Annotated in this window: 13 protein-coding genes; 9 read left to right on the top strand and 4 right to left on the bottom strand. The window is 43.3% G+C overall.

Annotated features, from left to right (window positions below):
* Positions 1-145 precede the first annotated feature (145 nt).
* Together AC3A8L_RS01950 and AC3A8L_RS01945 are read right to left on the bottom strand one after the other, a co-directional pair.
* A complete protein-coding gene (locus tag AC3A8L_RS01950; RefSeq protein ID WP_487960534.1) occupies positions 146-2,554 on the bottom strand; it encodes an N-6 DNA methylase in 2,409 nt (802 codons plus the stop codon).
* A gap of 10 nt (positions 2,555-2,564) precedes the next feature.
* The gene (locus AC3A8L_RS01945; protein ID WP_487960533.1) at positions 2,565-3,524 is read right to left on the bottom strand and encodes a hypothetical protein; all 960 of its coding nucleotides are present in this window, start codon (positions 3,522-3,524) and stop codon (positions 2,565-2,567) included.
* Between the two features lie 162 nt (positions 3,525-3,686).
* On the opposite strand from AC3A8L_RS01945, the gene AC3A8L_RS01940 reads away from it, so the two are divergent.
* From AC3A8L_RS01940 to AC3A8L_RS01915, 6 genes are all read left to right on the top strand, one after another.
* Positions 3,687-3,902 (top strand): helix-turn-helix domain-containing protein, encoded by a 216-nt coding sequence (locus tag AC3A8L_RS01940; protein WP_487960532.1) that lies wholly within the window; start codon positions 3,687-3,689, stop codon positions 3,900-3,902.
* An 11-nt stretch (positions 3,903-3,913) separates the two neighbouring features.
* Positions 3,914-4,789 (top strand): replication protein RepA, encoded by an 876-nt coding sequence (locus AC3A8L_RS01935; protein WP_487960531.1) that lies wholly within the window; start codon positions 3,914-3,916, stop codon positions 4,787-4,789.
* 276 nt (positions 4,790-5,065) lie between these two features.
* Positions 5,066-5,413 (top strand): helix-turn-helix domain-containing protein, encoded by a 348-nt coding sequence (locus AC3A8L_RS01930; protein ID WP_487960530.1) that lies wholly within the window; start codon positions 5,066-5,068, stop codon positions 5,411-5,413.
* A 57-nt stretch (positions 5,414-5,470) separates the two neighbouring features.
* The gene (locus tag AC3A8L_RS01925) at positions 5,471-5,650 is read left to right on the top strand and encodes a DUF7706 family protein (RefSeq protein ID WP_487960529.1); all 180 of its coding nucleotides are present in this window, start codon (positions 5,471-5,473) and stop codon (positions 5,648-5,650) included.
* A gap of 19 nt (positions 5,651-5,669) precedes the next feature.
* Positions 5,670-5,903 (top strand): hypothetical protein, encoded by a 234-nt coding sequence (locus tag AC3A8L_RS01920; protein ID WP_487960528.1) that lies wholly within the window; start codon positions 5,670-5,672, stop codon positions 5,901-5,903.
* Positions 5,900-6,289: a hypothetical protein gene (locus AC3A8L_RS01915; RefSeq protein WP_487960527.1), complete on the top strand. Its 390-nt coding sequence runs from the start codon at positions 5,900-5,902 to the stop codon at positions 6,287-6,289. Before AC3A8L_RS01920 ends, AC3A8L_RS01915 begins: the two co-directional genes overlap by 4 nt.
* On the opposite strand, the gene AC3A8L_RS01910 is transcribed toward AC3A8L_RS01915, so the two are convergent.
* Together AC3A8L_RS01910 and AC3A8L_RS01905 are read right to left on the bottom strand one after the other, a co-directional pair.
* A complete protein-coding gene (locus AC3A8L_RS01910; protein WP_487960526.1) occupies positions 6,290-8,605 on the bottom strand; it encodes a DotA/TraY family protein in 2,316 nt (771 codons plus the stop codon). It abuts the gene before it with no gap.
* Positions 8,559-8,912 (bottom strand): hypothetical protein, encoded by a 354-nt coding sequence (locus tag AC3A8L_RS01905; protein WP_487960525.1) that lies wholly within the window; start codon positions 8,910-8,912, stop codon positions 8,559-8,561. The genes AC3A8L_RS01910 and AC3A8L_RS01905 overlap by 47 nt, the downstream gene beginning before the upstream one ends.
* 296 nt (positions 8,913-9,208) lie before the next feature.
* Here AC3A8L_RS01905 and AC3A8L_RS01900 point away from each other — a divergent pair, with 296 nt between their 5' ends.
* The 3 genes from AC3A8L_RS01900 to AC3A8L_RS01890 are packed head-to-tail and all read left to right on the top strand — an operon-like array spanning position 9,209 to position 11,356.
* A complete protein-coding gene (locus AC3A8L_RS01900; protein WP_487960524.1) occupies positions 9,209-10,648 on the top strand; it encodes a MobA/MobL family protein in 1,440 nt (479 codons plus the stop codon).
* A gap of 14 nt (positions 10,649-10,662) precedes the next feature.
* Positions 10,663-11,163 (top strand): hypothetical protein, encoded by a 501-nt coding sequence (locus AC3A8L_RS01895; RefSeq protein WP_487960523.1) that lies wholly within the window; start codon positions 10,663-10,665, stop codon positions 11,161-11,163.
* Positions 11,156-11,356 (top strand): hypothetical protein, encoded by a 201-nt coding sequence (locus AC3A8L_RS01890; RefSeq protein WP_487960522.1) that lies wholly within the window; start codon positions 11,156-11,158, stop codon positions 11,354-11,356. The genes AC3A8L_RS01895 and AC3A8L_RS01890 overlap by 8 nt, the downstream gene beginning before the upstream one ends.
* The last annotated feature ends 81 nt before the right edge of the window (positions 11,357-11,437 follow it).

Genomic DNA, 11,437 nt, shown 5'->3' with positions numbered 1-11,437 from the left:
GCAACACTGGCAGTGTTGAGGTCAGCGGTTCGATCCCGCTAGGCTCCACCAATTAAGTTCTTGATATACAAGAACATTCTTAAAAAGGCTACTCATATTGAGTAGCCTTTTTAGTTTCTGGGGTTAGCTATGGGTTAGCAATTACCTAGCTTTTTTGCTGCCGAATCCCAAAATGACTATCAAGGTACCTGACAAGCTCGCGTCCCTTCAGCTCTACTGAAGAGGCTAGGTTTCGGACATAGAAGGCTGAGTCGCCGCGGAAGAACGGCTGATTCGAGGCATCAACATCAACTTTTATGACCGTCTTTTCATCGATTGTGATTGAAGATACTGACCTGTAGGGGATACACTCCTTTCCTATATTGTTATCCAGGAGATTCTCAAGCCGAAGGTTAAACTTGTCTTCGCTGTCATTATCAAAAACAGACAGCTCATCGTTTATACCTACGACTTTTCCTTTGTCATTGACCCCGATCAGAAGGCTACCTCCCTTTGTGTTCAGAAAAGCAACAATAGTCTTAAGCACTGCGATTTCCGCCTTCTCTTTCTTGCTCTTGCGAGCCTCTAGCTTTCCTTTCCTGTGGAAAATCTCAAGGTCAAGAGAGAGAGTCTGTTTAAACTCCAAATTCACAGATTCCCCTTTGCCTATCATCCTTCTAGTCGATTCTTCCTCACTCAGGTCAGCAAGACTATCTAGAAGACGATCTGCCCCTATTTCGATATTGGTATGGTTGTGAAAATTGGTTGAAATCTCTGCCTGATTGGTAGTTATAAACTGGTTTAACTCTCTGAGCTTATCAGAGGTGCGAACAATGCTTGTTTGAGTGTCGATATTCGGCAAAAGGATGTTTAGGTCCCGAACATCCGATTCTTTAAGTTTTTGAATAACAGAAAGTTCTGTTTTTTCCTTTAAAAGTAATTTTCCTAACTCGGAGGAAAAGAACAAGCATGCGTATCTTGAGTCAAGCTTTAGATCATCAAGAATCACCTGAAAATAATTGTTGTGGGTGCCGATACCATTAATATCTGCAGTGATTTCACTAGACGGAGAGGCGGGGATATAAATCGCATTGGTAGAAGGTTTATGCCTTTTGCCTTTTGGTGGCTTATAAATACTCCGCGTCACTGAACTCAACTTGGCCGCCATGCCCTGTCGATCTTCGGTTATTAAATTCGAAATTTTACGAGCAGTTATCGAGTTGTTTGCGTAAAGCCGCACATTGAGAGAGTAGGAGTTGGCTTGGATGCTCTCCTTATCGGCAATCTTGCAAAACGCTCCTTCGTCTTCAAATTTATTAAAGGCTGATTCAATTCTATTAATGACTGCTTCTTTTATTATTCTAATTCGATCGTCAATAGTGTAATCATCTATAGCATCAATAAATGCAATTTTATTACAATGAGCTTCCGGCTTGTCCTTATTTAACAGCATAATGCAGCTGTGCAGACTCGTGTTGTAAAAAATTCCACTGGGTAAGCCAATTACTGCTTCTATTAGATCTTCTTCTACGAGTCCCTGTCTAATATATTTATCCTTGGTGTTTTTAACCAGCGTACTGTAAGGAAGGAGAATTGCTGCTCGTCCTGAGCTATTCAAGCTGGCGATAACATGCTGTATATAAGCGTAGTCCCCACACTGCTCCGTTGGAATACCAAAAGGAAACCTATTCAGGCATTCATACTCCACTTCTCTAGCTCCCCAGTTATTTAATGAAAACGGAGGGTTTGATATGGCAAAATCAAAAGTTCGGAGATCACCATTGTTAGCAATTATTGGTTGCCTAAGGGAGTCGGAGTTTTCTATATGGTCATCTTCAACTCCACTAAAAATCATGCGAGTTTTGCAGGCTATCCAAACTTGGTTGTTGGCTTCCTGGCCGAATATCTTGAGCGTTTCGGATCTGTTTTTTAATGATTCGAGTGAAGATATTAATAAGTTTCCTGCCCCGGCAGTGGGGTCATATATTGTTGACCCATTCTTAAGTTTCAGCAATTTTGGCAGTAAGAGACATATAGATTGGGGAGCGTAGTAATAATTTCCACCACTTACCTCATTTGGGAAATGAGCTAGCAATCTCAAATAACAAGAGTCAAGCGTTTCTCCATCACCAAAATCTCTTAAACCTAAATTAAAGCATGAAAATCTATGAACAAGATCATCCAGCTGATCCTCCTTAATAATGGAAAAGTCAACGTAGCTGATCGTTCCTTTATAAGTGGGGTTTAGCTCTTCGATTTGATGAGCATAGGAGTTTAATCTGTGAAACAAACCTTCTTTGAAGCCAGTAACGAATTTCCAAGTAATTTCTTTGGGGAGGTGTGGTTTTATAACATGATCGCAGTTAACTGCCGCCAACCTTATTGCTTCGTCTTCTTCATGGCCTTCTGAGACATAGCTTGATACTAGCATGTCACACTCAGACTCATGGCGATCGATAATATGCTTCAGTAATAATATTGCTACAACGCAATCTCTATAAGGGCCAGCTCTATCGTTTCCGCTCAACCATCTAACGCTATCGATTAAAAATTGACTTAGTTCGGTTCCTTTCATGATTTTTCTCTCAATCTCGATTTGCCCAACGGAATACCGCTTCTGCGTTATTTGGGTTGAGTGGGGCGATAATTCGGTTAAAGTTTTCGATAGTTAGATTTGTTTTCTTTAAAAATTTGTCAAAACTTTTCTTTAACACCTCGCTCAACCTTTCAGCTTCAGATGCATAAAGGGTGGGAAGATAGTTGTTAAGATAAAAGTCCGATTGCTTTTTTGCTTTCGGGCAAAACAAAGTACTGTAAATAAGCCTATATCGTTCAACCATTTTACCGCCGTTTTTAAGCTCGACTGGGTTTAGAAATAGCATCAATATAAAACTTGCAATTGCTGAGCTAATCAAATCAACAACTAGTAAATAAATTAGTTTATCGTCAAGGTCCACTGCATTCCGAGGTTTAATTAAATACATAAGCAGCCCGTCGAAATGTCTAGCAGTATCATATGGGTCAAATTGAGCTGTAATCTCTTGATGAGCAACTGGGGTATTGCTTATCTTGTGTAAGCGCTCTTGAGATGGAAGTGAAGCCTGAGAAAAATGAATGTTGAGCTGTGCGTAATTCGTTAGATGCGGCTGTTCTAGGCGTATTGTCGACTTGATCTTAGATTTCCAACTGCTTTGAATTGAACAAAAAATTTCTTGGACCTCGAGGTGCGCAGTTTTTTCAAGAATCGCGTGTTCGGATATCAGGTCTAGAGCGCAAAGTAATGTTTGTTCCACGTTGTTATTGTGCCGATCTCCATATGATGACCCCACTCGCTCTTTTGGAAATAGTGCATCCAAGCTCAACCTGGTAGAACTATTTGGAAGCGCTTCACCCTTTTTCCACTTAAAGAAAGATCTTCGAGGTAGAACGAAGTCGCTGTTGTTCTTGCTAGCGGCAATATATCTACTCAAATGCTCATAGCGCTCAAACCTACCTGTTGCTGGAGATTCCGCGAGCACCAGACGCTCTAGCTCTGAGACCATCAATCGAGCTCTTATCCGGTTCGCCGCAAATCCGTCGACGCTTTTAACCTGAGATCTCATAAAGTGCCTTTTCATATTATTGATAGTGCATTTTAGGTTCACCATCACCCTCATTGCAAGCCTCAATATTGCGACATATTCAAACGCATACAACAAGGCTCAACAATGTCCCCAAAAGAGAGATATCTCACCTATGCGGAAGTCGCAGACCTTCTAAATATTTCGATCTCAGGTCTTCGAAGTCGATTCAGTCGGCGGGAGGGTATGCCTCCTTCTGTGAAAATCGGGCGCAGACGCCTTTTCCCGGAGAGCAAGTTTTACGAGTGGATGCGAGAGCATCAAGAACCTGGATTTGCTGATAAGACGCCTCTGTGCCAGTAGAGAGCTAAACCGTGCCTGATATCTCCAAGCTCATTGATGAAGCGCTAGCGATTGAGGAAGAAGATGCAAAAGCTGCAGGCGCGTTGGGCTTCATGGGTAGAGCATTGGTACAGGCGACATTGCCGCACTCAAAAACAAGTGGTAATGAATTTAAAAGGATCAATGGCAACTACAGGCTTTCCATGCTTGCGCCGAAGGAGATTGGATTGCCGTACGGAACGATTCCACGATTGCTACTGATTTGGTTAAGCACCGAAGCAATCAAAACGAAATCACCTGAAATTATATTGGGTAAAACATTGAGTGGATTTATGGACGATTTAGGAATGATATCTGCCGGTGGTAAAAATGGCCCGATTACAAAGCTTAAAGATCAAATGACCAGATTGTTTAGTAGCTTTATCACATGCGCTTATGTCGGTGAGCATACCAGTATTCAAAATGCTTCAATCATCGATGCCGCCGAGCTGTGGTGGAACCCCAAATCACCATCTCAATCATCTCTATGGAAAAGCTCAGTCACGCTGTCACACAGCTTTTTTAGAGAAGTAACGGAAAATCCAGTACCAATAGATTTGAGGGCGGTTAACGCCCTGCGCAGATCGCCTTTAGCGATAGATATCTACTGCTGGCTTACACATCGGCTTGGTTACCTTAAGCATGAATCAAAGATCCCTTGGCAACTTCTACAACTTCAAATGGGTGCTGCCTACAGCAACAGCCCACAGGGAACTCGTGATTTTAAGCGAGCATTTCTCAGAGCTCTAAATAAGGTACAGCTGGTGTACCCCGCAGCTAAGGCCGATGACAGAGGAGAATATTTGCTGCTTCGCAGAAGCCAAACAAGCATCCCGAAACTATATGACCTAAGAGATTTCAGGGGGTAAGCCTGTGTTTAAGCAAAGTTATCCACGAATAAACTGTCTTGCACTGTACGCCACTAATTCAATGAGTTTGGCCGGAGCAAAGAGTTACCTACGAATAAACAGTCTTGCTCTAGCGAATAAACGGTCTTGGTTCTTCTTTATATATACCTGTATCTCACCTGTATTTATTACAAGCATCCAGTATTTATCAACAAAGAATTGTGAATATCTATTCGCTGACGTTAGGCCAGCCATGCCTAACGTCAGCTAACCACAACACCTAATTAGGAGGTGCATATGGCTACTAGCAATCATAGCTCTACAACTACGGACACGGTACCCGCTCGAAGCTTTAAGCGAGCGCAGCACCTGTTAATCGCAATTGAAAGAATTGAAAAACCAAGCCTTCAATCGCTGATTGACCGCACAGGTATTCCCGAGCGCTCAATACACGCACTGCTTGCACGGCTTAGCCGTGAATATTGGGTGGCAATTGAGAGGGTTGATGGTCGACGTTATGGGTATTATCGAATAGCAGATTGGGGTGCATTAAATCGTGATCGAATATTGGCGTCAGTTGAGTCTCAAATATCAACTGAACTTGACGAGGAAGAACAAATAAATATCGATTTCCACCAAATTTGACGACCCCAAATTAGTAAGTACGTTGGAACTTGTTAATCAAAAAAACAGGAATAAACGATGATCATAAAAATTGAATTAACTAATACAGAAGCAATGGCTCTAGCGCAGTTCGTCAAGCGCCTGTGTTTTTCGGATTATCAAAACAATGCCATTAGTGAAAACGAGGCTTACCAGATTAGAGACGCAGCCTCGAAGGTCCAGGATTCACTTGCCCATTCCGGCTACTCGCCACGCTAATACATTTGAGGAAGTTAAGATGACAAAAGGTAAATTAGTCGCAATATTAATCCACTTAACAGGTATCACATTTGCTATGGGTCTTTTATTGTTCGTCACCAATCAGTTTCTGCAGTCAATCAATAAGGAAGTTATTATTGCTTCAGCGATTATTTATTTTGGGGCTGTGGCATGGGTCACTGTCAGAGTGTTGCGTGGGGATGACTCTCTCGCCAATAAGGCGGCAAGAGTAGTTAATGGGGGCGAGTTATGAGCAACCTCACCATAACCCAGCGGGAAGCCCTTAAGTGGGCTGAACGCTTGTCTAGCTACCCGTGGGGGCAACAAGTGTGGGAGTCGCTCGCCCTCAGTGTTGGTTGTGGCCTGCTTTGGGTGTTTAGTTTAATCATATTAGCAGCATGTTTTGTTCCGCCATTTCGTCGTCGAGTACATGCTTGGACAAATATTTACTTACCCTGGAATGCTGCAGTAGGAGTTTTTATTCTGCAAGGTTTTGCGGGAATTCTAGGGCACCCCGCAATTTTTTCTAGTGGAGTACTCGCTTATTGGGTAAACCAAGCGGTTCCAGCATCCTTGCTGGAGCCCTTAGCTGAATTTCTCAATTATTTCACTGTGATTGGCTGGCTAACGTGGGCTTAGTTATTTTGTGCTTAACATTTTGCTCAATTTAGACATGCCCGTTTTAGCTGCACCGGCGGCGCTTTTTATTCCTCCACCTGCAGCGCTAGCAAGGCTTGAAGATCCTTCCGATGTTCTGCCTCTCGAAGCGCGCTCTCCGCCACTGGCAACTTTTGCCACACCGCCAACAAAAACAGATCGGCCTTGTTGTTCTTGCGAGGCTTCGCCTAAATTTTCCTGACCGCCACCAATATAGCGAAGCACTTTATCGGGTATCTCGTGTATCAACCCAAAGCTACGGTGTGCAATTTGAACAAGGACAGATGTGAATATTGCTAGCATTGCGAAAAGCGTAACCACACCACTTAATGAATCTCCTAGCATTCCACTCATAGCCGGTAAGAAAATAAGCATCAAAACCTTAGCCATCACGATGACTAGCAACATTCCGGCAATAAAGCCAAATATCGCTAACGTTGGTCGCAAGAACAAGCTCAACGCAACCATGTAGCCCGCCTTAGCTCTTTCACCAACAAAGCCATTCCCTTCTGGGAATATATGACTAGCCGCCCATATTGGGGCGGCAATAACCGCCTCTATTAGCAGAACAAACCAACCGGCTACGCCCATTATCCATAAAATCATGGGCATCGATGGTATGTAGAAAGCTAGCATCATAGCGATTGGCAGTAAGAGCATGCCCGCGCCAACGAGCGTCCAAAGTGTTTTGCTCGTCAACCGGCACACTGTACTTGTGACCGGCCGTGCAGCGCCACCGATAAGTCCCCCAACCGCTTCGGATGTATCATCGGCAACACAGGCCGCTAAATCACTTAAGAACGCTCCAACTAAAGCCAGCTCAAAGCTCCCTATAATCATGTGCCCTACATTCGCCATTCCTGTGATTGGGTCTGGTTCAGACAGCGCATAATTTAAAACACTCTCAACACGGTTCATTACAAAATTGAGGCTATGGTTGTCTTCGGCATACGAAGACCGCTCCATTGAATTCACAATTGTCCCATTGCTATTCGTGACGCTCATATTTTGTTGATATGCCGCTAGCGCATCAACAAACATTGCGTAATCATCGTTCTCGATAGCGCTGTCCGTCGGGCCGCTCATCTCAGCATTTATAGACACCATCTTTTGTGTCTCTGCGTTGATTCTTTGTAAGTCCCAGTACCATGCACCAACAGAGATCCAACCAGCATCACGTGCGCCAATGGTACTTCCTGCAACGTCTGGGTTTCCACCTGCCCATTTGTTGATACGTAAAGTTGCTATATCAGACATCGCTTGATTAACGGCTTTTTCGTATTCAGTTTTGAATGTTTGAACGGCTTGGTTATATGCGAGTGGATCAGGCGCAGGAGCTGTGTCATCAACTGCACTCCATACTATTTCACGAGCGAGAGGATCAAGGTCTTCATCTAAGTCTGCATGTATCGCGATAATGGTAGATTGAAACGTTCGTACAGCAGAATCAATTGCTGTGCCTTCGTCTATTTCTGCAAATTCTAGCTTGATAGAACCACATGGATTCGCGCCATAATTTCTAGGTATGCCATTTGGAAAACCCGACAGCCAAGCACTTCCATGAGCTATTCCAGCTTGAACCAAATTATATCGACTGTCGTAACGCTGCATTACGATATGCTGAACAGGTATCTCCGCCGATATAGTTTGCCCAGATGCACGTAAATCGGTAACTGATTGCCCCTCAACAATTTCAACTGGGTTTTCCTCAATATTGATATGTCTATCTGCCGTATTAATGCCGTGCATACACACGCGAGAATTAAGCACTTGCAACGCTGTGCGTTCATAGTCTGTAGATATTTGCGCGGGGTATAACGTACCAGTACCACTCATATGATTTAGTGCCGCATCCCACGTATGGTTAGCAAGTCCAATACCGTGACCAGCCAACCACAAAATGCCAATTTGCATAACAGAATATCCGCCTGCAAATGGCATAACAAAAGACAACGCCAATACCGCGCGAATGGGCACCCACATTGAGCTATACATACGCCCAAGAGGCGTACCTTCATGAGCAGAATTAAGTAAGGCCGTCAAAAAAATATAGCCGAACATTAGTCCGGTAAAAACCAACATTCCGACATTTAAAATAATAGACATTGCGCCTAGTATTGAGTCTGGTGCGGCGGGGCCTGTTTCTCCAACAATTATTCCAGTGGTATCCCCGAATATATATCTCAGATACTCAACACTTTTATCTGAGGCATTAACATCAGTAATGGAGGTGGTTTGCGCAAAAACGCTACTACTGATCAGCAGTAGAAGTAGTACTAAAATTGGCTTTAGTTTCATTTTCTGTAACCTCCCATCCACGAGAATAAATAAAATTCCTGTCAGTGCTCCGCGTCAGGTGTTTGTTGATCAGTTTCGTTATCGCTTTTCTAACCTCGGGATTGTTTTCGCACTCGGATAGTATCGAAGCACCAATCAGCATGATTTCTCGATTTCTTTGCTTTCTTGTTTGTGCCTTTTGTTGAGTCAAAAGATCACTTAACGCAGCATACGCCTGATCATGTTTTTTAAGTTCACCTGCTATGCGCGGATCGTTCTCCGCCATTTCGCGTAATCTCTTTTCTTCCGAAGGTTTAAGTCTGGCCATATTTTTCTCCACTTAATAAATTACCACCACAAGCTTCACATACATCGCAACCACTAAATATATAAAACTTTCGAAAAGTGCAGTTTTTCGTGGCAATAAGTATTTACAAAAGTTATTTTTTATATAAAGGGCTCATCTATCTTTTAATGTGCTTTTAAGCAGCACGTTAGGATTTTTATATTAGACATTAGATTCGAAGTGAGGGGTGGCCTCTCTGGCCTGAAGAGCGCATATACGACTCGTTCCAAGTCAATGCGTTTTTGCTTCGCAAAAAACTAAAAACGAAGGCGCTAATAATGGCGATTTTTTATTGCCAAAATATAAACATTTCAAGGTCAAAAGGCCGAAGCGCAACTGCCGCTTCTGCGTATCGCGCTGCCGAAAAAATAATTGATGAACGAACTGGCGCTGTGCATGACTTTGAAAGGAAAAAAGGCGTACTAGATAGCTTTATGTTTAATCATTCAGGCTTATCAAGATCCGAGTTATGGAACCTAGCTGAAATTTCGGAGCCTGCAAAAAATGCACGCGTAGCAAGAGAGTGGCAGCTCGCCCTTCCTCATGAAGTTGGCAGAGATTCTCACAGAAAAATTATCAATGATTTTTCTGAATTTTTAGTGAATAAGTATAGCTCCGCAATTGACGTTTGTGTTCACGCTCCAGGCAGAAGCGGGGATCACAGAAACATACATGCGCATCTACTGATGACCACTCGCGCAATGGAAGCGAATTGTTGCTTGAGTAAAGAGAAAATACAGATGAATTGGAGCGATAAAAGGCTTAGAGAAAACGGACTACCTACTGGCAAACAGCAAATTGAAATGGTACGTAAAAAATGGGCCGATATTGTTAACACAGAATTGGAGAATTGCGGATCGAGCGAACGAATAAGTCATCTCTCTTTAAAGGAACAAGGCATTACCGACAGAATTCCCCAAATACATGTAGGGCCAACCGATACACAGTTAGCTCGAATGGGGTACTTAGAGAAAGCTGATCGATGGGCAATAAATGAATCTATAAAACGCCTAAACAATGTAATTGATTTAGGTGAAAACCACGACGAAGTCAGGAGACTGAAAATGCAAAATCAAGCTAAAAAATCAAATGATAAGCAGCGAACTATAAGCAAACATTGCGGCCTAGCTAGCTCTCAAGAAGATGTAGAAAAAGCCAAACAGGCGTTGGCTAAAAAGCCGGTTCAACTAGAGCTAGATGATTATTGGAAACCGGTAAAAATCGACCCCAACAAAGGTCGTGTGATTGATATGTTCAAACCTGATATTGAAGGCGTTTATCGTTGGGGCGCTGGGCATAAAAAAGGCGAGGAAGCATTCAGAGACAAAGGCTGCGCGATATATTCTAAAACGATGAGTGAATGGGCTTTGGCCGCTGAGCTTGAACTAGCTCAAGCCAAAGTAGCCTCTGGTGAATGGAAAGAAATTCGTGCATTTGGAGATGATAAGTACCGTCGTCGAATTTGGACCCAAGGGCAGATGATGGGGATTGAAGTAAAAGGCTATAAACCCACAGAGGATGACCTCAAAAAACTGGCAGACCAGCTACCTAAAGCGGGCTTGGCGACAGATCAACAAACAGCAAAAGCTTTGGAAGAAAATAATGAAACCTTCAAACAAGAAGACAAAGCAAAATTTGAGAGCGGTAATAATTTCGAAAAATCAAAATCTGCTCCTTCAGGGCAAGACAATAGGCCCGCTAGCGGCCCCAAAATTTAGTGGAGGATAAGTCTATGATCAGTAAATCATTTGGCGCAGTCGACCTAACCAAAATCACGTCAGAGGAACGGCGTGAAGAGGTGATGCAAAAGGTACAGGCCCTTCAAAACCGTCTTGGGTGTGAATTAAAGGTAACGCTATACCGAGAGCATCTGCATTCGGAGCCCTTATTCACACAAATTGTAGACTCACTAAGGCTATCTGAGGTTCGATTCAAAACGGCCGATGGAACTGAAAACTATGGTGTACACGTAGTGGCAGATGGTGTTGGCGAAATCCCCTATGCTCTGAACATCCTTGAAAGCCTAGACGTTGGGAAAGAGCCAGAGAGCAGCTTTGTACCAGAACAAGTGTTAGCCACCGCTGCATTGGCTTCCGCCACATCTCGTACGCTATCCCTGGACAAGCTTCAAGCCTTTGTCGATGGAGCACGAAGCCAAGGGATTATTACCGACGAGCAGTACCTACTGATATACAAACACTACCTTGATGACGAGGAGCTCACCAATGACTAAATCACTAAGAGATCGCTTAAAGGATATGGATGCGAAACGGGTTAAGGAATGGAAGGCTGATCTAGAAAGTGCCGAAAAACGCACGCCGACAGATATGGATAGTGTCGAAAACCGCATTGGTGTCGCAAGCCGCTCTAAAAACGGCGCAAAGGATGATCTTGAGTCTTTGTTTGATGTCGAAAAACGCAATTAGGTGTTGATATTTGCGCCAAAATGAACACAAATCCTACATTTGAGGTTGAAATTTACCCGACCAACCCAAATGTTGTATGTG

Source organism: Marinagarivorans sp. (genome assembly GCF_982758155.1).
This window is presented reverse-complemented; position numbering and strand designations above follow the sequence as displayed.

What these genes read in the sequence shown, in the direction of transcription:
- AC3A8L_RS01950 (WP_487960534.1), bottom strand. Translation starts at nt 2,554, where the DNA reads ATGAAAGGAACCGAACTAAGTCAATTTTTAATCGATAGCGTTAGATGG.
- AC3A8L_RS01940 (WP_487960532.1), top strand. Translation starts at nt 3,687, where the DNA reads ATGTCCCCAAAAGAGAGATATCTCACCTATGCGGAAGTCGCAGACCTT.
- AC3A8L_RS01930 (WP_487960530.1), top strand. Translation starts at nt 5,066, where the DNA reads ATGGCTACTAGCAATCATAGCTCTACAACTACGGACACGGTACCCGCT.
- AC3A8L_RS01925 (WP_487960529.1), top strand. Translation starts at nt 5,471, where the DNA reads ATGATCATAAAAATTGAATTAACTAATACAGAAGCAATGGCTCTAGCG.
- AC3A8L_RS01920 (WP_487960528.1), top strand. Translation starts at nt 5,670, where the DNA reads ATGACAAAAGGTAAATTAGTCGCAATATTAATCCACTTAACAGGTATC.
- AC3A8L_RS01915 (WP_487960527.1), top strand. Translation starts at nt 5,900, where the DNA reads ATGAGCAACCTCACCATAACCCAGCGGGAAGCCCTTAAGTGGGCTGAA.
- AC3A8L_RS01910 (WP_487960526.1), bottom strand. Translation starts at nt 8,605, where the DNA reads ATGAAACTAAAGCCAATTTTAGTACTACTTCTACTGCTGATCAGTAGT.
- AC3A8L_RS01905 (WP_487960525.1), bottom strand. Translation starts at nt 8,912, where the DNA reads ATGGCCAGACTTAAACCTTCGGAAGAAAAGAGATTACGCGAAATGGCG.
- AC3A8L_RS01900 (WP_487960524.1), top strand. Translation starts at nt 9,209, where the DNA reads ATGGCGATTTTTTATTGCCAAAATATAAACATTTCAAGGTCAAAAGGC.
- AC3A8L_RS01895 (WP_487960523.1), top strand. Translation starts at nt 10,663, where the DNA reads ATGATCAGTAAATCATTTGGCGCAGTCGACCTAACCAAAATCACGTCA.
- AC3A8L_RS01890 (WP_487960522.1), top strand. Translation starts at nt 11,156, where the DNA reads ATGACTAAATCACTAAGAGATCGCTTAAAGGATATGGATGCGAAACGG.